The 22,116-nt window shown below is 76.0% G+C and carries 17 protein-coding genes; 12 read left to right on the top strand and 5 right to left on the bottom strand.

All coding sequences use genetic code 11. The annotated features are described in order from the left end of the window. Window positions 1–179: 179 nt before the first annotated feature. The 10 genes from J3P29_RS15380 (at window position 180) to J3P29_RS15335 (ending at window position 12,316) form a co-directional block, all read left to right on the top strand. Complete coding sequence (locus tag J3P29_RS15380) at window positions 180–1,061, top strand: manganese catalase family protein (protein WP_210494746.1); 882 nt, start codon at window positions 180–182, stop codon at window positions 1,059–1,061. A 549-nt stretch (window positions 1,062–1,610) separates the two neighbouring features. Beyond that, window positions 1,611–2,612 (top strand): sugar-binding domain-containing protein, encoded by a 1,002-nt coding sequence (locus J3P29_RS15375; protein ID WP_210494745.1) that lies wholly within the window; start codon window positions 1,611–1,613, stop codon window positions 2,610–2,612. Then, window positions 2,602–4,215, top strand: a complete 1,614-nt coding sequence (locus J3P29_RS15370) for a sugar ABC transporter ATP-binding protein (RefSeq protein WP_210494743.1) — start codon at window positions 2,602–2,604, stop codon at window positions 4,213–4,215. The genes J3P29_RS15375 and J3P29_RS15370 overlap by 11 nt, the downstream gene beginning before the upstream one ends. Further along, window positions 4,212–5,210, top strand: a complete 999-nt coding sequence (locus tag J3P29_RS15365) for an ABC transporter permease (RefSeq protein ID WP_210494741.1) — start codon at window positions 4,212–4,214, stop codon at window positions 5,208–5,210. Before J3P29_RS15370 ends, J3P29_RS15365 begins: the two co-directional genes overlap by 4 nt. Before the next feature lie 106 nt (window positions 5,211–5,316). After that, window positions 5,317–6,324: a substrate-binding domain-containing protein gene (locus tag J3P29_RS15360; RefSeq protein WP_210494739.1), complete on the top strand. Its 1,008-nt coding sequence runs from the start codon at window positions 5,317–5,319 to the stop codon at window positions 6,322–6,324. Then, window positions 6,321–7,430 (top strand): galactitol-1-phosphate 5-dehydrogenase, encoded by a 1,110-nt coding sequence (locus J3P29_RS15355; RefSeq protein ID WP_210494737.1) that lies wholly within the window; start codon window positions 6,321–6,323, stop codon window positions 7,428–7,430. The genes J3P29_RS15360 and J3P29_RS15355 overlap by 4 nt, the downstream gene beginning before the upstream one ends. Continuing rightward, window positions 7,427–9,037: an FGGY-family carbohydrate kinase gene (locus tag J3P29_RS15350; RefSeq protein WP_210494735.1), complete on the top strand. Its 1,611-nt coding sequence runs from the start codon at window positions 7,427–7,429 to the stop codon at window positions 9,035–9,037. The genes J3P29_RS15355 and J3P29_RS15350 overlap by 4 nt, the downstream gene beginning before the upstream one ends. After that, a complete protein-coding gene (deoC, locus tag J3P29_RS15345; RefSeq protein WP_210494733.1) occupies window positions 9,037–9,921 on the top strand; it encodes a deoxyribose-phosphate aldolase in 885 nt (294 codons plus the stop codon). Before J3P29_RS15350 ends, deoC begins: the two co-directional genes overlap by 1 nt. Before the next feature lie 86 nt (window positions 9,922–10,007). Next, the gene (locus J3P29_RS15340) at window positions 10,008–11,447 is read left to right on the top strand and encodes an aldehyde dehydrogenase family protein (protein WP_210495112.1); all 1,440 of its coding nucleotides are present in this window, start codon (window positions 10,008–10,010) and stop codon (window positions 11,445–11,447) included. Beyond that, on the top strand, window positions 11,447–12,316 hold the full coding sequence (locus J3P29_RS15335) for an aldehyde dehydrogenase family protein (protein WP_210494730.1): 870 nt from the start codon (window positions 11,447–11,449) through the stop codon (window positions 12,314–12,316). The genes J3P29_RS15340 and J3P29_RS15335 overlap by 1 nt, the downstream gene beginning before the upstream one ends. 36 nt (window positions 12,317–12,352) lie before the next feature. Here J3P29_RS15335 and J3P29_RS15330 read toward each other — a convergent pair whose 3' ends face one another. Continuing rightward, a complete protein-coding gene (locus tag J3P29_RS15330; RefSeq protein WP_210494721.1) occupies window positions 12,353–13,255 on the bottom strand; it encodes a YwqG family protein in 903 nt (300 codons plus the stop codon). Between the two features lie 142 nt (window positions 13,256–13,397). On the opposite strand from J3P29_RS15330, the gene gdhA reads away from it, so the two are divergent. Both gdhA and J3P29_RS15320 read left to right on the top strand, forming a co-directional pair. Then, window positions 13,398–14,756 (top strand): NADP-specific glutamate dehydrogenase, encoded by a 1,359-nt coding sequence (gene gdhA / locus J3P29_RS15325; RefSeq protein WP_210494719.1) that lies wholly within the window; start codon window positions 13,398–13,400, stop codon window positions 14,754–14,756. 246 nt (window positions 14,757–15,002) lie between these two features. Continuing rightward, complete coding sequence (locus J3P29_RS15320; protein WP_210494716.1) at window positions 15,003–17,342, top strand: hypothetical protein; 2,340 nt, start codon at window positions 15,003–15,005, stop codon at window positions 17,340–17,342. Between the two features lie 138 nt (window positions 17,343–17,480). Here the strand turns inward: J3P29_RS15320 and J3P29_RS15315 are convergent, their stop codons facing one another. From J3P29_RS15315 to J3P29_RS20875, 4 genes are all read right to left on the bottom strand, one after another. Then, the gene (locus tag J3P29_RS15315; RefSeq protein ID WP_210494714.1) at window positions 17,481–17,945 is read right to left on the bottom strand and encodes a Na-translocating system protein MpsC family protein; all 465 of its coding nucleotides are present in this window, start codon (window positions 17,943–17,945) and stop codon (window positions 17,481–17,483) included. A 116-nt stretch (window positions 17,946–18,061) separates the two neighbouring features. After that, window positions 18,062–19,297, bottom strand: coding sequence for a hypothetical protein (locus J3P29_RS15310; protein ID WP_210494712.1), 1,236 nt, complete (start codon window positions 19,295–19,297; stop codon window positions 18,062–18,064). After that, window positions 19,294–21,054 carry an asparagine synthase-related protein gene (locus tag J3P29_RS15305; RefSeq protein WP_210494710.1) on the bottom strand — a complete coding sequence of 587 codons (1,761 nt, stop codon included), beginning with the start codon at window positions 21,052–21,054 and terminating at the stop codon, window positions 19,294–19,296. The genes J3P29_RS15310 and J3P29_RS15305 overlap by 4 nt, the downstream gene beginning before the upstream one ends. Before the next feature lie 10 nt (window positions 21,055–21,064). After that, on the bottom strand, window positions 21,065–22,108 hold the full coding sequence (locus J3P29_RS20875; protein ID WP_210494708.1) for a GNAT family N-acetyltransferase: 1,044 nt from the start codon (window positions 22,106–22,108) through the stop codon (window positions 21,065–21,067). Between the last annotated feature and the right edge of the window lie 8 nt (window positions 22,109–22,116).

Genomic DNA, 22,116 nt, shown 5'->3' with positions numbered 1-22,116 from the left:
TCGGCCGCCCTGCTACCCCCGATCGGCGTCCCCATGCGCCGCCGGGACCAGGGATCCGTGGCCCTCGCGGGCGCGTGTGAGACGGGCCCGCGAGGGGCCGGGACGTTCTTCGGTCGGGCGCGCATGGACGCCGGAGGGGCGGGGTAGCCAGTCGCGCAACCGACCCAGGAGATCCCAGGATGTTCTTCCACCACAAGGAGCTCGCGTACACGGTGCGCGTGGACAAGCCGAACCCCGTGTTCGGACGCATGCTGCAGCAGGCCATCGGCGGCCCCGAGGGCGAGATGCGCGTGATGAACCAGTACCTGTTCCAGGGTCTCGGGGCCCGAGGGCCGAAGCGCTACCGCGACATGCTCCTCAGCACCGCGACGGAGGAGATCGGCCACATCGAGGTCCTCGCCACGGCGGTCGCGATGAACCTGGAGGGCGCGCCGTCCGCGATGGTCGACGACGTCGTCACCAACCCGCTCGTCTCGGCCCGCATGAGCGGCATCGAGCCGCGCCACTACCTGACGTCCGGCTACGCCGCGACCCCGGCCGACGCGAACGGCGTGCCGTTCACGGCCGCCTACCTGGACATCGGCGGCAACATGGTCGCCAACCTGCACGCGAACGTCGCCGCCGAGGCCGTCGGCCGCACCCTCGCCGCCCGCCTGCGCGAGATGACGGACGACCCGGGCATGAAGGACATGCTGTCGTTCCTCATCGCCCGCGACACGATGCACCAGATGCAGTGGCTCGCCGCGATCGAGGAGCTCAACCCGCAGCACAAGGCCGCGCCGGTCGAGGTGGAGGACGAGGGCGACTACGAGCAGTACGCGCACCAGTTCTTCGCCCACCACGACGAGCCGGTCCCGGAGGACGCGATCTGGACGAACGGCACCGCCCCCGACGGCAAGCCGTTCACGACCGCGCAGCCGGCCCCGGCCCTCGGCCAGATGCCGGAGCTGCAGCCCGCCCCGATGGACTCGTTCAACGGCCCGGAGTCGACCGCCCCCGCCGAGAGCAGCGGCGGCGTCGTCGGCAAGGTCAAGGACGCCGTCGACCAGATCACGCCCTGAGCTTCCGGCCGGGGCGGCGCTCGCGCGTCGCCCCGGTACGGACCCGGGCGCCGGTCCCTCTCCCCTCGACCGGCGCCCACGCGTGACGCGCGGCCCGCTCCCCCGGCCGCGCGTCGCCCCCTCGGGCCGGTGCCCGCGGCGTCCCCTCGGGCGCAGCGGGCCCGGCCCGTCCCGCGTCCGGAGCCCCGGGTGCGGGGCGGTGAGCCCCGCGATCGGGCGATCGGCCCCGCGCCGCAGTCCCGCGTCAGCGCCCGGATCCGCGTCTTCGGACGCGGCCCGCGGTCCGGCCCGCGCGTGCGGCACACCCGACGCCCCGCCTGGGGCCCTCGTGGTCGGGCGGTGCCCGGGTCGCGGCGGCGAGGCCATCCTCTGTGGTTCGTCGCACAGACGACCGCCCGTTTGGTGCCGCCGACCCGTCGCGAAGGTGCGTATTTGCAGGCACGATGCGTCGCGTTTGACACGCCGGCTCCCGGCCGTGTAGAACCCCAGCAGATCGTTTGATCAGGTCATGAACAAAAGTTCACGGCCGGGGGAGAGAGGAGAGGCCGGATGGCCGACGATCGCACGCTGCTGCGCATCGCGCACCTGTACTACCGAGAGGGCCTGACCCAGCAGGAGGTCGCCGCGCGCGTCGGCATCGGCCGCGTGACGGTCGGCCGCCTGCTGAACGAGGCGCTCCAGCGGGGCCTGGTCCGCATCGAGATCCGCCACCCGCTCGCCCGCCTGACGGAGCTCGAGGTCGAGGTCCAGCGGCGCTTCTCGCTCGCCGACGTCGTCATCGCCCAGACGCCCGACGTCGACGACCCGACCGTCCGCCTGGACGCCGTCGCGGCCGCGGCCGCCGACTACCTGGCCACCCTGCGCCCGCAGCCGACGACGCTCGGCGTCTCGTGGGGTCGCACGATGCACGCGATCGCCGGGCGCATGGCCCACGGCTGGGCCACCGGCGTGCCGGTCGTCCAGATGAACGGGGCCGTCTCGCGCTCGGAGCGTCCGACCTACGCCGACCAGATCGCGCAGGACTTCGCGGTCCGCGGCGGCGGCATGGCCCACCTGCTCTCGGCCCCCGCGATCGTCGACCGCGCCGAGACCCGCGAGGTGCTCGAGGCCGACTCCGCCGTCTCGACCACCCTGGAGCTCGCTCGCATGGCGGACGTCGCGATCTTCGGCCTCGGCACGATCTCGGAGGAGTCCGTGCTCGTCGAGTCCGGCTACCTCGACCGCGCGCAGGTCGACGACCTCGTCGCCGCCGGCACCGTCGGCGACGTCCTCTCGCGCTTCATCACCGCGGACGGCAGCGTCGCCGACCCCGAGATCGACGCCCGTACCTGCGGCCTGCCGCTGACCGAGCTGTCGCGCAAGCGGCGCTCCATCGGCGTCGCGGTCGGCGTGGAGAAGCTCGGCATCACGCGCGCCGCGGCCTCGGCCGGCTGGGCGAACGCCCTCGTGATCGACGAGGCCCTCGCCGAGGCGCTGCTCGAGGCGGGCCCCGTGGCCACCGACGCCGCCCCCGCCGACGCGGCCGAGCTGGAGGCCGACGATGCCCGCTGAGACCCGGCCCGCCGAGGCCGTCGCGCCGGATCCCGTGATCGAGGCGTCCGCGCCGTCCGGGGCCGACGCCTCGACGCCGGCGGGCGTGGTGCCGCGGCTGCGCGCCGTCGGCCTGAGCAAGGGCTACCCGGGCACGCAGGCGCTCTCCGACGTCTCGCTCGAGATCCTGCCGGGCGAGGTCCATTGCCTGCTCGGCGAGAACGGCGCGGGCAAGTCGACGCTGGTGAAGATCCTCGTCGGGGCCCTGCGCCCCGACGAGGGCCACCTCGAGCTCGACGGCGAGCGGGTCGAGTGGGGCTCGCCCGCCCACGCCGTCTCGCGCGGCGTGAGCGTCATCCACCAGGAGCTCGACCTGATCCCCGAGCTGACGGTCGCCCAGAACATGTACCTGGGCCGCGAGCCGCGCCGGGCGGGCCTGGTGCGGGGGCGCGAGCGGGCGGCGGACGCCGCCGCGATCCTGGAGCGCCTGGGCTGCCGGTTCGGCCCGCACGCCCGCACCGGCACCCTGTCGCTGGCCGAGCAGCAGATGACCGCCCTGGCGAAGGCGCTGACCGTCGACGCCGGCCTGATCCTGATGGACGAGCCGACGGCGGCGCTCAACGAGCAGGAGCTCGAGCGCCTCGTCACGGTCGTCCGCGACCTGGCGTCCGAGGGGCGCTCGGTCGTGTTCGTCTCGCACCGGATGCGCGAGATCCGCACGGTCGGCGACCGCGCGACGGTCCTGCGCGACGGGCGCCGGGTGGCGACCGTCCGTCTGGAGGACGTCTCCGAGGACGACCTGGTCCGGCACATGATCGGCTCGTCGAAGGGCGGCCACGAGGCCTTCGCCACGAGCACCCGGCGCGCCACCGCGCGGGGCGCGGAGCACGGCGCGGAGCCGCTGCTGCACGTGCGCTCCGCCCGCATCCCCGGCGTCCTGGACGTCGGCGACCTGACGGTGGCGCCCGGCGAGCTCGTCGGCATCACCGGCCTGGTCGGCTCGGGCCGCACGACGCTGCTCAGCGGGCTCTTCGGCGCCACGCGCATGGACCTGGACGCCGAGCTCGACGGCCGGCCCTACCGGCCGCGGCGCCCCGCGGACGCGATCCGCGCCGGCCTGGCGCTCGTGCCCGAGGAGCGCAAGACCGCGGGCCTGCTGCTCGAGGCGTCCATCGAGCGCAACCTGGCGCTGCCCGCCTACGAGCGCCTGTCCCGGGGCGGGGTCGTCGCCCCGGCCGCGGTGCGTCGCCACGGGGCGCAGCTCGTGGAGCAGCTCGGCATCCGCTGCGCCAGCACGAGCCAGGCCGTCGGCACCCTGTCGGGCGGCAACCAGCAGAAGGTCGTGCTGGGCAAGTGGCTCGGCCGCGGGGCGCGGCTGCTGCTGCTCGACGAGCCGACCCGCGGGCTGGACATCGGCGCCAAGGCCGCCGTCTACCACGAGATCCGCCGCCTGGCCGAGGCCGGGATGAGCGCGATCGTCGCCAGCTCCGAGCTGACGGAGCTCCTCGAACACTGCGACCGGATCCTCGTGCTGCACGAGGGTCGCCTGGTCGCCGAGCACGCGGCCGATCCCGAGCGCCGCGACGACATCCTGACCGCCGCCATCACCGGAGGGGCCGCATGAGCACCCAGACCGCGACGCCCGCCGTCGCCGCCACCCAGACGACGCCACTCGGCCAGCGGGCCAAGAGCCTGCTCGTCCGCTTCAACCTCGTCGTCATCTTCGCGCTGATCTGCCTGGTCGGGTCCCAGCTCTCGGACGACTTCCTGCAGCAGCGGAACCTGTTCAACCTGCTGCAGCAGAGCTCGATCACCGGCGTCGTCGCCATCGGGATGACGTTCGTGATCCTCACGTCCGGCATCGACCTGTCCGTCGGCTCCGTCCTGGCGTTCGGCGGGATGGTCGTCGCGATGCTGATCAGCGGCGGGACCGCCTGGCCGATCGCCGTGCTCGTCGCGCTGGCCGCAGGCGCCGCGTTCGGGCTGATCCAGGGCGGCATCTCCGCCTACGCCGCGGTGCCGTCGTTCATCATCACCCTCGCCGGCCTGACCGCCGCCCGCGGCGCCACCTACCTGCTGACCGACGGCACCCCGAAGTCCGTCGACGACGGCACGTTCGCCCTCATCGGCGGCGGCTTCATCGGCCAGGTGCCGATCGTCGGCATCGTCTTCATCGTCGTGTCGATCCTGGCGGCGTTCGTCCTGCGGTACACGACCTTCGGCCAGCACGTCTTCGCCGTCGGCGGCAACGCCGAGGCGGCGCGCCTGTCCGGCGTGCCGGTCCGCCCGGTGATCGTCGGCGCCTTCGTCATCTCGGGCGTGCTCGCCGCGTTCGGCGGCGTCCTGCAGACGTCCTACCTGTCCGTCGGCCAGCCGACCGCCGGCACCGGCTTCGAGCTGACCGCCATCGCGGCGGTCGTCCTCGGCGGCACCAGCCTGTTCGGCGGCAAGGGCAGCATCCTCGGCACCTTCATCGCCGTCCTGATGCTCTCGGCGCTGACGAACATCTTCAACCTGATGGGCGTCTCGTCCTACTGGCAGCAGATCGTCACCGGCGTCGTGCTGGCCGGGGCCGTCTTCCTGAACCGCTGGTTCGACCGCCGCCACGCCGCGGCCTAGCCGCCCACGACCACCGCCGTCCGGCGCGCGTGGGGCGCGCGCCGGACGGCCATCACCACCGGCGCCCGCGTGGGGCGGGCGCCGTCACACCACCAAGGGGAGAGTCATGTTCATCCACAAGCTGCTGGCCGGCTCGGCCGCGGTCGTCCTCGCCGGCTCGCTCGGCGCCTGCTCCGCGTCGACGGACAACCCGGCCGACGCCAGCTCGTCGTCCGGCTCGTCGAAGGGCGGCGAGCGCGTCATCGGCTTCTCGAACGTCACGCTGCAGTCGCCGTTCTACGTCGGCGTCCGCGACGCCGTCGAGAAGGAGGCCAAGGCCCGCGGGGTCAAGCTCGTCTTCCTCGACGCCAACGGCGACGTCGCGAAGCAGAACCGCGACCTGCAGGACCTGCAGACCCGTGGCGTCGACGGCGTGCTCGTCAACCCGGTCAACCCCGAGGCGGTCAAGCCGTCCGTCGACGGCCTCGTCAAGCAGGACGTGCCCGTCGTCACCGTCGATCGTCCGGTCACCTCGGGCGCCACCGCGCACGTCGGCCGCGACAACGTCGCGATGGGCCGCCTGGTGGGCGAGCAGGCGAAGAAGGACCTGGGCGCGGCCGGCGGCAAGATCGTCGAGCTGCAGGGCGACGCCGGCGGCGACGTCATGCGCGACCGGCGCGACGGCTTCGAGGGCGTCTTCCAGGGCGACGCGAAGGTCAAGGTCGTCCGCGGCCCGTACTCGGAGTACATCCGCGCGAACGCCATCAAGGCGATGCAGGACCTGCTCCAGGCGAACAAGGACCTGAAGGCGGTCTACGCGCACAACGACGACATGGCGCTCGGCGCCGTGAAGGTCCTCAAGGACAACGGCCTGGAGGGCAAGGTCAAGGTCTACGGGATCGACGGCCTGATGGAGGCCGTGAAGCAGATCCCCTCCGGCCACTACCAGGCCACCGCGCTCAACGACCCGGCCACGCTGGGGAAGCTCGCGCTCGACACGCTGCTGAAGAAGCTCGACGGCCAGGACGTCCCGAAGGACGTCGACGCCGGCACCACGCTCGTCACGAAGGCGAACGCGGACCAGTTCATCGGCGACAGCACGTTCGCCGCCTACGACCCGAAGGGCACGCGATGATCGCTGCCGTCCTGCACGCCCCCGGCGACATCCGCGTCGAGGAGGTCCCCGAGCCCACCGTCGCGCCCGGCCACGCGCTCGTCCGCGTCTCCGCCGTCGGCGTCTGCGGCTCCGACCTGCCGCGGATGCTCACGAAGGGCGCCCACAACCTGCCGCTGATCTGCGGGCACGAGTTCTCCGGCGTCGTGGTGGAGACGGCCGACGACGTCGACGTGCCCGTCGGCACGCGGGTGACGGTGCCGCCGATGATCCCGGACTTCGACTCCGAGGCCGCGCGCGCCGGGCTGCTGGGCCAGACGCCCGACTACGACTACTTCGGCTCGCGGCGCGACGGCGCGTACACCGAGCTGGTGCTCGTGCCGAAGACGAACCTGCTCCCGGTCCCGGACGCGGTCGACGACATCGCCGCCGCGTCCGTCGATCCCGCCGCCATCGCGCTCCACGCGCTGTGGCGCACCGGGGTCACCGCCGGCGAGCGCGTCGCGGTGGTCGGCGCCGGGCCCATCGGGCTGTTCGCCGTCCAGTGGGCGAAGATCCTCGGCGCCTCCGAGGTCGTCGCGATCGACGTCATGGACGAGAAGCTCGACCTGGCGCGCGAGCTCGGCGCGACCGGCGCGATGATCGCCGGGCAGACCGCCGACCGCCACCGCTCCTTCGACGTCGTCGTCGAGACCGCGGGCGCCGTGCCGGCCGAGAACGACGCGATCCGGCTGGCGGGACCGCAGGGCCGCGTCGTCTTCATCGGCATCCCGCCCGGCGAGGTGACGCTGGACGCCGCGACGTTCCAGCACCTGCTGCGCGAGGAGATCGCCGTCCACGGCGCGTGGAACAGCTTCTCGGCCCCGTGGCCCGGCCACGAGTGGACCGCGTCGCTCGAGATGATGGCCCAGGGGCGCCTGCGGACAGCCGAGATCGTCTCGCACCGCGAGCGCATCGAGGACCTGCCCGAGGTGCTGGCCTGGATGGGGCAGCGCGAGCGCTTCTTCTCCAAGGTCATGTTCTTCCCGAACGGCGAGCCCGACGCCACCGGCGTGCTGCGGGCCGCGCAGGGCGCCGCGCCGTCCCGGAACGGCGCGGTCCCCGCCGCGCAGGGGGCGGCGGCGTGAGCCCCGCGCCGAGCGGCACCCCCGGCGCCGGCGCCCCGGTGGTGCTGGGGATCGACCTGGGGACGGAGTCCGTGCGGCTCGGCGCGTTCGACCTGCAGGGTCGGCGCGTCGCGTCCGCGCGACGCACCTACCCGACGGCGTACCCGCACGACGGGTGGGCCGAGCAGGACGTGGAGACGTGGTGGCCGGCGATCCGGTCCGCCATGGCCGAGGTGCAGGCCGGCCTCGGCGGTCGGGAGATCCTCGGCATCGGCGTCTCCACGACGGCGTCCACGGTCGTCACCCTGGACGCGGCCGGGCAGCCCCTGCGCCCGGCGATCATGTGGATGGACAACCGCGCCGTCGACGAGGTCGACCTGACCGCGCGCTCGCAGCACCCCGTGATGGCGTGGTCCGGCGGCTCGGACGCCGTGGAGTGGCTCGTCCCGAAGGCGATGTGGCTGGCGCGCCACGAGCCGGGGACGTACGAGGCCGCGCACCGCATCGTCGAGGCCGTCGACTACGTGAACTTCCGCCTGACCGACGAGTGGGCGGCGTCGCAGCTCAACGCGACGTGCAAGTGGAACTACGACCCGCTCGAGCGCCGCTTCTACGACGAGCTCTACGCCGAGCTGGGCGTGCCGGACCTGCGCACGAAGTGGCCCGAGCGCGTCGTGCCGCTCGGCGAGCAGGTCGGCGTCGTCTCGCGCTCCGCGGCGGTGTCCCTCGGCATCCCCGAGGGCGTGCCCGTGCTGCAGGGCGGCATCGACGCCCACATCGGCATGCTGGGCACGAACACGCTCGCCGACGGCCGCGTGAACATGGTCGCCGGCACGAGCATCGTGCACCTAGTCCTGTCGCCGCGCGAGGTCCACAGCCCCTCGATCTGGGGGCCGTACCCCGAGGCGATCCTCCCCGGGACGTGGCTCGTCGAGGGCGGACAGGTCTCCGCCGGGCCCGTGCTGCGCTGGTTCGTGCACGAGGTCCTGGGGGAGGGCGACGACCCCAAGGCCGCCCACGAGCGGCTGATGACCGAGGCGCAGCGGCTGCCGATCGGCGCCGACGGGCTGTCCGTGTGCGACTTCTGGCAGGGCAACCGCACGCCGTACCGCGACGCGCGCCTGCGCGGGTCGTTCGTCGGGCTGAGCCTGCACCACACCCGCGCGCACATGTACCGCGCGATCGTCGAGGCGATCGCCTGCGGATCCCGCAACGCGCTCGCGGCGTTCTCGGACGCCGGCGTGCCGCTGTCGGACCTGGTCGTCTCGGGCGGCATCCGCGACAACCCGCTCTGGCTGCAGGCCACGGCCGACGTGTGCGGGCGGCCGCTGCAGGTCATGCGCGAGCCCAACGCCTCGCTCCTGGGCGCCGCCGTCGCGGCCGCGTCGGGCGCCGGGCACTACGCCGACCTGCGCGAGGCCGCGGCGGCGATGAGCCACGTCGAGGCGACGATCGAGCCCGACCCCGCCGCGGCCGCCGCGAGCGACGAGCTGTTCGGCCAGTACCTGCGGACCGTCGAGGCCACCGCCGGCCTCGTCACCCGCCCCGCGGTCCCCGAGCCGGCGCCCTCCGCGCCGTCCGGCGGGCCGCTCCCGACCCCCAACCCCCGCCAGGAGGCGATCGCCTGATGCGCACCATGGTCCCCGTCGACCGCGTCGGCATCGAGGAGCGCGCCGCCGCGCTCGGCAAGCGCTCGATCAAGGCCGACGCCAAGCGCCAGGGCATCCGCCTGGCGACGTCGATGATCGACCTGACCACCCTCGAGGGCAAGGACACGCCCGGCAAGGTCCGCGCGCTCTGCCACAAGGCCGCCCGGCCCGCCGCGACGCTGCCCGACCTGCCGCCGTGCGCGGCGGTGTGCGTCTACCCGACGCTCGTCCCCGTGGCGCGCGAGGCGCTGCGCGGCACCCCGGTCCAGGTGGCCGCCGTCGCCACGGGCTTCCCGTCCGGGCTGACGTCGCTCGCCGTCAAGCTCGACGAGACGCGCGAGACCGTCGCCGCGGGCGCCCAGGAGATCGACATGGTGATCACGCGCGAGGCGTTCCTGCGCGGCGACGACGCCCGCGTGGCCTACGAGATCGAGGCCGTCAAGGAGGCCTGCGGGCCCGCCCACCTGAAGGTCATCCTCGAGACGGCCGAGCTGGGCTCCTACGACCACGTCCGCCACGCCACCACCCTGGCGATGGAGGCGGGCGCGGACTTCGTGAAGACCTCGACCGGCAAGGCGTCGCAGGGCGCGACCCCCGGCGTCGTGCTCGTGATGCTCGAGGCCGTCCGCGACTACGTGCAGCGCACGGGGCGCGTCGTCGGCGTGAAGGCGGCCGGCGGCGTCGGGACGACGAAGCAGGCGCTGCACCAGCTCGTGCTCGTGCGCGAGACGCTCGGCGACGAGTGGCTGCGCCCGGACCGCTTCCGCATCGGCGCGTCGTCCCTGCTCGGCGACCTGCTGCTCCAGTACGCCAAGACCGAGACCGGGCGCTACGGCCGCCCCGGCGACTTCCCCAAGGAGTGAGGCCCATGAGCGCCGTCCTTCCCCCCACCTCCGACGCGCCCGAGGGCGCCGCGGCCGCCCCCGACGGCGGCACCGCCGACGCCCGCCTGGACCTGCGCTGGGACTACGCGCCCGCGCCCGAGTCCACGGACCACCTGCGCCTGCGCGACCGCTACGACCTGTTCGTCGGCGGGCACTGGCGCGCCCCCGAGGACGGCACCGTCGTGCCGACCGTCAACCCCGCCACGGGCGAGCCGATCGCCGAGATCGCCTGGGCCGGGCCGGCCGACCTGGACCGCGCCGTCGCCGCCGCCCGCGCCGCGCTGCCGGCGTGGCAGGCGCTGCCCGCCCTCGAGCGCGGCAAGTACCTGTTCCGCTTCGCGCGCCTGCTCCAGGAGCGCTCGCGCGAGCTGGCGGTCGCCGAGACGCTCGACGGCGGCAAGCCGATCAAGGAGTCGCGCGACTTCGACGTGCCGACGGCCGCCGCGCACTTCTTCTCGTACGCGGGCTGGGCCGACAAGCTGCCGTACGTCCTGGGCGGCCGCAGCGCCGCCCCGCACGGCGTCGTCGGCGCGATCGTCCCGTGGAACTTCCCGCTGCTCATGGCGGCGTGGAAGATCGCCCCGGCGCTCGCCACGGGGAACGTCTGCGTGCTCAAGCCGGCCGAGACGACGCCGCTCACCGCGCTGCTGCTCGCCGAGATCGCGCAGGAGGCCGGGCTGCCCGACGGCGTCCTGTCGATCCTGCCGGGCGACGGCGAGCTCGGCGCCCGCCTCGTGCGGCACGACGGCGTCGACAAGATCGCCTTCACCGGCTCGACGGCCGTCGGCCGCGAGATCCAGGCGGCGCTGGCGGGCCGCGACGTCGGCCTGACGCTCGAGCTGGGCGGCAAGTCGGCCAACATCGTCTTCGAGGACGCCCCGATCGAGCAGGCCGTGGAGGGGATCGTCACCGGCATCTTCTTCAACCAGGGCCACGTCTGCTGCGCCGGCTCCCGCCTGCTCGTGCAGGAGACGATCGCCGACGAGCTCGTCGAGCGGCTGTGGCGGCGCATGCAGACCCTGCGCGTCGGCGACCCGCTCGACAAGAACACCGACATGGGCGCGATCAACTCCGCGGAGCAGCTGGCGCGGATCGAGGCGCTCGTCGACCGCGGGGTGGCCGACGGCCTCGAGCGCCGCACCCTCGACTGTCCGCTGCCCGAGGCCGGCCACTGGTTCGCGCCCACCCTGTTCACGGGCGTCGGGCCCTCCGACGTCGTCGCGACGGAGGAGATCTTCGGCCCGGTCCTCTCCGTGCTGACCTTCCGCGACCAGGCCGAGGCGATCCAGAAGGCCAACGACACGAACTACGGCCTGGCCGCCGGCGTCTGGACCGACAAGGGGTCCAAGGCGTTCCAGGTGGCGGCCGCGCTGCGCGCCGGCGTGGTCTGGCAGAACACCTACAACCGCTTCGACCCGACGGCCGCGTTCGGCGGCTACAACGAGTCCGGGTTCGGCCGCGAGGGCGGCCCGGCCGGCCTCCTGCCCTACCTGAAGGTGGCGTGATGAGCCCCCGTCTGACCGTCCGCAAGACGTACAAGGCCTACATCGGCGACGCGTTCGTGCGCTCCGAGTCCGGCCGCACCGACCCCGCCCACGACCACCAGGGAGCCCTCGTGGCCAACGTCCCCCGCTGTTCCCGCAAGGACGTCCGCGACGCGGTGAAGGCCGCCGTCGCGGCGTTCCCCGGGTGGGCGGGCCGGACCGCCTACAACCGCGGCCAGATCCTCTACCGCGCGGCCGAGGCCGTCGAGTCGCGCGGCGACGAGTTCGTCGCCGCCGCGGTGCGCGTGCGGGGCCTGAAGGAGAAGGCGGCCCGCGCCGAGGTCGAGGCCGCCGTCGACACCCTCGTCCACTACGCCGGCTGGACCGACAAGATCGGGGCGGTGCTGGGCGGCGTCAACCCGGTCGCGGCGCCGTACCTGTCCTTCTCCGTGCCCGAGCCGACCGGCGTGATCGGCGTCGTCTGCCCGCCCGAGGCCGACCTGCTCGGCACCGTCGCGGCGATCGCCCCGCCGCTCGCCGCGGGCAACGTCGTCGTGGCGCTCCTGTCCGAGCGCTGGCCGACCGCCGGCCTCGACCTGGGGGAGGCCCTCGGCGTCTCCGACGTGCCGAAGGGCGTCGTCGCGCTGCTCTCCGGACGCACCGCCGAGCTGGCGCCGGCGCTCGCGGCGCACCGCGGCGTCGACGGGCTGCTGGACGCCTCCGGCGACGCCGACCTGCGCGGCGAGCTCGGCCGCCTGGGCGCCGAGACGATCAGCCGTGTGCGCCACGTCGCGCCGGCGGCGCTCGCGGCGGCGGAGACCCGGCTGTCGCTCTCGCGCATCGAGCCCTGGACCGAGCTGAAGACCGCCTGGCACCCCGTCGGGGCGTGAGGACGGGGCCCGGCGGGCACGCCGTCCGCCGGGCCCTCAGCTCTGCAGGATCCCCATGACGCGGTCGAAGCGGCCGGCCTGCAGGTCGGCCCGCGGCAGCACGAGGTAGAGGGCCCCGACGTCGCCGAAGCGCAGGCCGTCGGGCTCGCCGAGCTGGGCCAGGAACGCCCAGCCCTCGCCCGCCAGCTCGGCCGCGGAGTAGCGCTCGCGCGTGGCGGGGAAGCCCTGCACCAGCCAGTACGGGACCTCGTCCAGCACGGGGCCCTGGATCGGGCGCTCGGCGCCGAGGAGCCGGTCGCCGTACTCCTGCTGCAGCGCGTCGTCCAGCTCGTAGGCGGGCACGCCGTCCGGCACGTCGTCCGTGTCGAGCGTGGCGTCCGGCGCGGGGAACGGCACGACGGTGGCCGCCTGGGGCACGCCCGCCGCGCGCTCGGCGCCGTCCGGCGTCGCCGCGGGCACGGGCGCGTGCTCCGGCGGGACGAGGAAGACCCGCGTGGCGGCGACGAAGTCCATCCGCTCGAGCTCGTGGAAGGCGGTGTCCCAGAAGACGAGCAGGACGCCGGCGCGGGGGAGGGGCGCCAGCGGCGGGACGGCGGCCAGGTCGAGCGCCGCGACGAAGGACAGCGGGCGGCCGTCGGGGGCGTGCGGCCACGGCTCGTCCGGGGGCAGCAGCGGGTCGCCGCCGATCCGCAGGCGCGGGTCGGTCGCGCCGTCCGGGGAGAGCGCGATGCCGTCGACCATCCGGTCGACGTACCGCCCGGCGAGCGCGGCGGGAAGGCCGTGGGCCTGCAGCGCCCGGGCGACCGCGGCGCGCTGCGCGTCCGGGGTGGCCCCGGCGCGCGCGAGCGTCCGCAGCTCGGCGAAGACGTCGCGCCCCACGCCGTCGTCGGCGGCGGACGGCGCGGGGTCCCGGCGGCGGAGGCGATCGAACAGGCCCATGGCCGCACCCTACGCGGCGGCCCCGTAGGGTCGGCGACGCGGCGCGCGCCGCACCGCCGCTTCGTCCTCGGCCCCCACGGGTATCCGGGGGTCGGCGCCGGGCCGGTCCGCGCGCCGGCCGGACAGCGACCGAAGGGGCCCGATGAGCACGAACACCGCCGGAACCGACCTGGACGAGCTCGTCCGCGCGGTCGAGGACCGCAACCCGGGCGAGCCCGAGTTCCACCAGGCCGTCCGCGAGGTGCTCGCCCCGCTCGGCCCGGTGCTCGAGCGGCACCCCGAGTACGTGAAGGCGCGGATCCTGGAGCGGCTCGTCGAGCCCGAGCGGCAGGTGATCTTCCGCGTGCCGTGGGTCGACGACGGCGGCGACGTGCACGTCCAGCGGGCGATGCGCGTCGGCTTCAACTCCGCGCTCGGGCCGTACAAGGGCGGCATGCGCTTCAACCCCGACGTGACGCTGGGGACGATCAAGTTCCTGGGCTTCGAGCAGGTCTTCAAGAACGCGCTGACCGGGCTGGCGATCGGCGGCGGCAAGGGCGGCGCGGACTTCGACCCGAAGGGCCGCTCCGACGACGAGGTCATGCGCTTCTGCCAGTCGCTGATGACCGAGCTGTACCGCCACATCGGCCCGGACCAGGACGTCCCCGCCGGCGACGCGGGCGTGGCGGCGCGCGAGATCGGCTTCCTCTTCGGCCAGTACAAGCGCATCACCGGCACGTACGCGGCGGGCGCGCTGACCGGCAAGGGCACGGGCTGGGGCGGCGCGCAGGTGCGGACCGAGGCGACGGGCTACGGGCTCGTCTACTTCGTCCGCGAGATGCTCGCCGGCCGGTACGAGGAGCTGGACGGGCGCACCGTCGTCGTGTCCGGCGCGGGCAACGTCTCGATCTACGCGATCGAGAAGGCGCAGGCGCTCGGCGCGACGGTCGTCGGCTGCTCGGACTCCAGCGGCGCGCTGCACGACCCGGACGGCCTGGACCTGGACCTGATCAAGCAGCTCAAGCTGACCGAGCGCGGGCACCTGGGCGCGTACGTCGAGCGCCGCGGCGGCGAGGCGTCGTTCGAGGAGGGCGCGACGCCGTGGCGGATCCCCTGCGAGATCGCGCTGCCCTGCGCGACGCAGAACGAGCTGGACGAGAAGGACGCCAAGGCGCTCGTCAAGGGCGGCGTGCGGGTGGTCGCCGAGGGCGCGAACATGCCGTGCACCGACGAGGCCGTCGCGGTCTTCCAGGACGCCGAGGACGTGCTCTACGCGCCCGGCAAGGCGTCGAACGCGGGCGGCGTCGCGGTCTCCGCCTTCGAGATGGAGCAGAACGCGTCGCGCAACGGCTGGACGTTCGAGAACACCGACGAGCGGCTGCAGGCGACGATGAAGCAGATCCACGAGACCTGCCGCCGCACCGCCGCCGAGCACGACCACGAGGGCGACTACGTCGCGGGCGCGAACATCGCCGGCTTCCTGCGCGTGGCGGACGCGATGCTCGCCCAGGGCGTGGTCTGAACCCGGGGCCGCGGCGGGCCGCGCGCGTCGGCCGCCGCGGCGAGCGCCGCCGCGCCAGGTCGTGAAGGGATCGTGAAGTCGACGCCCGCGGGGTTGGCCCGGGCGGGCCGGTCGTGGTTGGATCGGGGCCGGCAGTGCCCTCGCGGCACCGCCGCATCCCCCACCCGCGACGGCCGTCCCCGCCGTCGCACGGCGGCGCCCCGCGCGCCCCGATCCCCCAAGAGAGCACCGAACGAGGAGCTTCCTGTGTCTCGGACCCCGTACCCGGACGGCCGTCGGCCGTCCTCGCCCGCCGTGCCCGCGCGCTCGGTCATCGAGCGTCCGCCCACGCTCGCCGAGCTGACGGCCGCGGCGCCGCCCGTCCCGCGTCGGCGTCGGCGCCAGGCCCTGGCGGCCGCCGCCGCGGCCGTCGCCGTCTTCGGCGCCGGCAGCGCCGCCGTCCGGCCCGCGGCCGCCGGCGCCGCCGAGGTCGCGACGGCCGGCTCGGGCGCCTCATCCGCCCCCGCCGCCGGCGCGCCCGGTCCGGGCGCCCCCGCGGCCGCGTCGGCCGGCGCGAGCGCGCCCGCCGCCGACGCCGCGCGGCAGACCACCGAGGGTGCCGCGGCGGCGAACCGCGGCTGGAACTTCGGCGGATCGCTGTTCGACGGCGTCGGCGGCGGCTTCCAGGTGTCCGGCAACGACGACCGCGTCGCGCTGACCGGCTTCGCCGGCGTCGGCTACGGCGGGTCGGTCACCGCCGGCGAGGGCCCCGTCCCGACCGAGTCGTCGGTGGGCGTCCGCGGCCGCGCGAGCATCTCCGGGCCGCCCGGCAGCCCGTTCTCCGGCAGCGTGCAGGCCGACGCCAACCTGGCCGGCGACGCGTCGCTCGGCGGCGCGATCAACGCCAACGTGCCGGGCACGAAGGCCGGCGGCCAGGTCGCCGTCGGGGTGACGCGTGACGGACAGACCGGCGAGATCTCGTCCCGCACCTCGGAGTCGATGCGCAACAGCCTGGGCTCCGAGGTCTCCCTCTCGGGCTCCGGCACCGTGGTGGTCTCGACCCGCGAGATCAACGACGCCATGACGCGGGTCGGCGAGGCACAGATCGCGAACGCCGAGGCCCAGCAGGCCGCGGCGTCGCAGGTCGGGTCGTGGGTCTCGGACGCCTTCAGCCGCGTCGGGCAGGCGTTCACGGACGCGATGTCCGCCTACGGCCAGGCCGAGATCGACAACGCGCGCGCCCAGCAGGAGGCGTGGGGCAGCGTGTTCGGCTCGACGCCGAAGGCCGAGACCCCGGCCGCCGGGAAGCCCGCCGCGGACGAGTCCTCCGTCGCGGCCCCGGCCACGTCCGTTTCCGCGGCGCCGACGTCGGCCGTCGACGCGCCGGCGGCGGCGCCGTCGGTGGATGGGCCGAAGGCGGCGCCGTCGGTGGACGCGCCGGAGGCCGCCCCGTCGGTCGACGCGCCCGAGGCCGCCCCGTCGGTGGACGCGCCGGAGGCCGCCCCGTCGGTCGACGCGCCCGAGGCCACGCCGTCGGTGGACGCGCCGGAGGCCGCCCCGTCGGTCGACGCGCCCGAGGCCACGCCGTCGGTCGACGCGCCGGAGGCCGCCCCGTCGGTCGACGCGCCCGAGGCGACCCCGTCCGCGGACGCGCCGGACGTCACCCCGTCGGTCGACGCGCCCGAGGCGACCACGACGGACGTCGACGCGTCCGACGCGCAGGCGTCCGACGACCCGTTCGGCGGCGACCTGGGCACATCCGACGACCCGTTCGGCGGCGACCTCGGCGCGGCGGACGACCCGTTCGGCGGCGACCTCGGCACATCCGACGACCCGTTCGGCGGCGACCTCGGCACGACGGACACCGACACCTCGGCCACGGACGCCACGGGCGTGAGCACCGACGCGTCGGACGTCGACACGGACGACTCGGCCTCGGCCACGGACGCCACGGACGTGGACGCCGACGCGGCGGAGACGGACGCCTCGGACGCCGGCACCGGCGACTCCGACACGGCGGCCGGCGCGTCCGACGACGCGGGCGACGCGACGGCCGACGCCGACGGGGCGCTCGGCGGCGATACGGACGCAGCGGACACGGACGACGGCGAGGCCGACGCGTCCGCCGCCGACGCGTCGGACGCCGGCAGCGACGACGCGGCCGGCGTCGGGAGCGCCGCCGGGGATGCGGGCGGCGACGACGCCGCCGCGGACACGAGCGCCACCGACGACCACGGCTCGGCGGCGTCGGACGCGGGCGCGGACGACGGCGGCTACGGCGGCTCGGACGTCGGGAGCGACGACGGCGGCTACGGCGGCTCGGACGTCGGGTCCGACGACGGCGGCTACGGCGGCTCGGACGTCGGGTCCGACGACGGCGGCTACGGCGGCTCCGACGTCGGGAGCGACGACGGCGGCTACGGCGGCTCCGACGGGGGCGGCTTCGGCGGTTCGGACTCGGCCTCCGACGGCGGTGGCTTCGGCGGCTCCGACGCCGGCTCCGACGACGGCGGTGGCTTCGGCGGCTCCGACGGGGGCGGCTTCGGCGGTTCGGACTCGGCCTCCGACGGCGGCGGCTTCGGCGGCTCCGACGCCGGCGCCTTCTAGCCGGCGCTGCCCCTGCCACGGGCGGCGACGCACGAGCGGAGCAGCCCGTTCGCCGAGCGGTGCGGTGGGGGTGCGTCGGTCGACGCCGTGCCCCGCGGGAGACGACGGCGGCCCCTGCGGGCGCCGTCTGTCTCCCCGCTAGACCGGCTCCAGGCCCGCCGCGTCCACGGCGGGCACCACGGCGGCGGACGTCGTCGTCCGCTGCGGACGCACGGGCGGCAGGACGCGGACGGGCGCGGCGTCGCCGGCGCCGGTGACGCCGGGCGTCCGCGTCCGTGCGGGCTCGGGCACGAGCAGGAAGGTGTTCGTGGCGGCGCCGACCTCGGCGTCGAAGCCGCACACGCAGGCGCGGACGCTGCGGCCGGTCGCCTCCTCCACGATCGCGCTCATCTCGGGCACCATCGCGCGCTGCAGCTCGATCTGGGCGGCGTGCACGATGTCCGCGCGACCCAGGGCGGTCAGGCGCTCCTGCCCCGGCGTGGCGGCCTCCTCGAACACGCAGAGGACGACGTCTCCCGTCAGGTGGAGCGTGGTCCGCGTCGGGCCGCGCCCGAAGACGCTCTTGTAGACGCGGGTCAGGCCCGTCGAGATCTTCTGATGCACGCGGGCGGCGCTCCTCGCGTCGGGGATGGTGTCCGGGCGGGGCCGCCGCCTGGACGGGACACCTCACCGGATCGGATGCCCACGCGCCACCGGGGTGGACGGATGGCGAGCGCCGATCATAGAGGCTGCGGAGGGGCCATCCGCCGGACGGCGCCCGCGACGACGCGCGCGATCGCCCGCTCGCCCGCGGCGGTCGGGTGCGACGACGCGTCGCTGTCCCAGAAGCGACGGTCCGCGGCGGTGCCGGTCGGCAGGACCGCGCGCGCCAGGTCGACGTAGCGGACGCCGCGATGCTCCGCGAGCGCCTGGCGGTTCGCGCGGTTGGACGCGACCGTGACGCCGCCGAAGTCGTTCCCCCACGGGTTGCGCTCGGGCATCAGGGCGCAGACGATGCGGGCGTCCTCGCGTTCGAGCGACCACGCGTCGACCACGACCGCCGCGCCCCGGTGCCCGCCGGAGGACCACGTGCCGCGCAGCTCCCGCGCGCCCGCCGGCAGCCCGGCGAAGCGCTCGGCGTACACGGCGCTCGGGTCCCGCCGCGTCAGCACCCCCTGCAGGGCGCTCAGGTCGGTGCGGCGGGCCAGCGGTCGCCCGTCGACGCTCCACGTGATCGTGCCCCGGACGGTCGCGTCCCACAGCGGCAGGCCGACGGTGACGGGCGCCCCGGCGTAGCCGGCCGGCAGGCGCGCCGCGAAGGTGGCGCCGTCGGCCAGCGCGTAGCGGACGCCCCGGCCCGAGTTGCGCTGGTCCCCGCGCTCGGACGCCCAGCCGGGGCCGAACGACCACGCCGCGGGCTCGTCCTCCTCGTGCACCTCGGTCGCGAGCAGCCGGCCCAGGGCGGCGTGGATGCCGCCGCCCAGCAGGCGGAGCGCGGCGGGGGAGTCCCCGTGCCGGCTGACGTCGTTGTCCCCCGTCAGCAGCAGGACGAGCGACGGCGGCCGGCGCGGTCCGCGGGGCAGCGACCGCAGCACCCAGCCCGCGCCGTGCTCCGCGGCCGGACCCACCGCGCGGGCGCCGCCCCAGGCGAAGTCGCGGCGCCGCGCCGCGTCCGTCGGGAAGAGGGGTGGGCGGGCGACTCCCAGCTCGCGCGCCACCAGCGCCGGCCACGCGCGCGAGCGCCGCACGTTCGTGCCCGCCGCCCAGCTGTGGCCGAAGACGGCCAGGTCACGGGGGCGGAACCCGCCGCGGGCCTCGGCCGCCCCGCCGGGGCCGCCGCAGGTCGCGGCCGCGATCCCGGCGGCGGCCAGCCCCGCCAGGCCGGCGACGCCGAGCGCCCCGCGCCGCGTCCAGCCGTCGCCGTCGCGGGCCGGCGCGTCGGCGGACCGGGCAGGATCCGGGGACGGCGACGTCACGCGACCTCCCGCAGCAGGCGGGCGACGTGGGCGGCGCGGACGACGCGCTGCTGCGAGCGCGGGTCCAGCCGGCGCACCGGCGTGCGGGCCAGGCGTGCGGCGGCGCGCCGGTCGACGACGGCCGCCATCCGCTCGTCCTCGGCGACGGCGCGGCGCAGATCCTCCTGCAGCGCCCGGAACGCCGCGAGCTGCGCCGGGACCTTCGCCACCCCGCTGCCGAGCGCGCGGGAGCGGACGAAGCGCCGGATCCGGTCGCGCTTCTCGCCGCGCAGCAGGTAGGAGCCGCCGCGGGCGTCGTCGGGCCAGAGCGGCGACCCGCCGCTGAACGGCAGCCGCTCGATCTCGGGGCAGAGCGCGTGGACCATCCCGCGCCGCCAGCGGTCCATCTCGCGGTCCCGCGCGTCGAGCGACCACAGGATCGGCAGCAGGTCGGCGGACCACCCCGGGCTGACGGTGTCGAAGAACGGCGCGTACGCGGCGTGCGTCGGCGCGGCCCAGTTCGCCGTGCGCTCGAACGCGAAGAACCCCTCGGCCAGCAGCGCCGACGGCAGGCCCGCCCGGTGCCACTCCCGGGGGCCGCGCATCCCGCGCGCGAGCGTCCGCCGGTACGCGCCGGCGGTGCCCAGGGGCGCCGGGAAGCGGTGGATCCAGGCGGCGACGGCGCCGCGGATCGCGTCGTCCGCCGGGGCGGTCGTGAGCGCCAGCCCGTGCGTCAGCCAGCCCAGCTCCACCGCCGCGCCGGTCAGCACGACCGGCGTGCGGCCACGGACGTCGACGGTCGACGGGGTGGCGTCCATCGCCGAGACCCCGCCGGTGACGGCCCGCATCCAGCGCTCGCTGCGATCGACGTCCGTCGTGCTGACGCGCACCTCGTGGTCCAGGCCCAGCTCGGCGGCCACCCGCCGCGCCGCGACGACGTCCCCCGTGTCGGGGAACTGCGGGTCCTCGGCCAGGGCGAGCGTGTAGGTGTGCGGACGCAGGCCGGCGGCGATCGCGGCGGCGAGCACCACCCGCGAGTCGCGGCCGCCGCTCAGGCCCAGCTCGATCGGGCCGCGGGCGTCGCGGGCGACGGCGGCGAGGGTGCCGCGCAGCAGGTCGGCGCCGGCCTCGACGTCGCGGTGCACGGGCCGGGCGGCGGCCTGCAGCGCGACGTCGACGAGCCGGCAGGACGAGGGGCGCAGCACGCCGCCGGTCGCGGTGGAGCGGCCGGGCGGCATCCGCTCGACGCCCGCCCACGGGGAGCGGCCGCCGAAGATCCAGCCCGCGACCAGGAAGTCCTCGAGCGCCTCGGGATCGGTCGGCGCGCGGGGCGGGAGCGCCGCGAGCGCCGCGGGACTGTTGCCCAGGGCGACCGCGCCGCCGGGCAGCCGCCGCGCGTACGCGGCGTAGCTGCCCATCCGGTCGCAGGTGAGCGCGATCTCGTCGTCGGCGACGTCGCAGAGCGCGAAGCGGCCATCCGGCGCGTCCAGCGCGATCGGCCCGGTGCGCGGCGGCGCGGCGTCCCGCACGATCGGGAACCCGTCGAGGACCTGCCACCGCCGCTCGTCGCTCCACGCCCGCGCCAGGCCCCCGGCCCGCTCCGGCGGGTGGCCGACGCGCGCGCCGTGGGTCCGCCGCGACGCGCTGTGCCACGTCGACCGCTCCGCGCCGGCCAGCCCAGGCACCGCGTCGGCCGCCCGGGCCAGGACGGCGGCGAGCGCGTCGACCAGCGCCGGCTCGGCGGGGCGGGGGGTCGAGAGGACGAGGAAGAGCTCCACGGGACCGGACTCAGCCGCGGCGGCGGGGACGGGCGCGGCGGTCGAGGGCGCGCACGGCGGCGCCGGCCGGGCCGCCGGCGGGCAGGATCGGGGTGCGGTGGCCGCGACGGTCGGGCCACAGGCCGTTGATCATCGGATGGTCCGGCACGGCGCAGGAGTCGAGCAGCGCCCACGCGGGGTGCGCGTGGAACCACGACGCCAGGTCGGCCATCAGGTGGACCCCGGGGGCGCCGCGGCCCAGCTCCTCGTCGTAGCCGATCTTCAGCGCGAAGACCTCGTCGCCGTCGGACACGCAGAAGACCGCGGCGGTCGTGCGGTCGCCGCCGCGCAGCTCGAGCACGTGGGCGGCGCCGCGGCGGGCGAAGCCGGCGTGGACGGCGCGGAAGAAGCGCTCGTGGGCCGGGTCCGACGCGAGCGCGCTGCCGGCGGCGCCCTTCCAGCCGCCCGCCTCGAGGGCCAGGAAGCGCTCGGCGGCGTCGGGGTCGGCGCCCGCGTCGACGAGCGCGAGGGGCGCGCCGACCGCGCGCTCGAGGATCCGGCGGGTGCGCCGCAGCTCGCGGCGGTGCTTGCCGCCGACGTGCTCGGCCACGTACGTGTCCTCGGGGCGGCGGCGGACCACGGCGCGCTCGTAGCCGCCGTGCACGAACGGGCCGCCGGGGCCGGCGTCCAGCAGCGCGTCGACGAGCGGCCCGTCCGTCGCGTTCTCCAGCGCCAGGAACGCGCGGCCGGCGCGGCGGGCGGCGCCGCGCAGCGCCCGGGCGACGACGGGAACCGCGCCGCGCCGCACGAGCGGCGTCCACGCGAAGCAGTACGGGTGCGTCCACGTGCGCAGGCACGGCAGGAGCAGGTCCGACCACTTCGGCTGCGTCCGCACGGGCACGCAGCCCAGCCAGCGCTCGCCGGCCGCGACCACGAGCAGCGCGGCGCGGTGGCCGCCCGGCAGGTGTGCGGCGGCGGGCTCGACGAGCTCGGGGCGGAAGAACGGGTTGGGCTGCACGGCGTCGTCGGCCAGCGCCGTCCACGCGGCGCGGTCGCGGGGGGAGACGTCGCGCACGCGGACCC

The sequence above is a fragment of the Patulibacter sp. SYSU D01012 genome, assembly GCF_017916475.1.
GTDB lineage: Bacteria > Actinomycetota > Thermoleophilia > Solirubrobacterales > Solirubrobacteraceae > Patulibacter.
The sequence above is the reverse complement of the archived record's forward strand: the minus strand, read 5'-3'. Positions and strand labels throughout refer to the sequence as shown.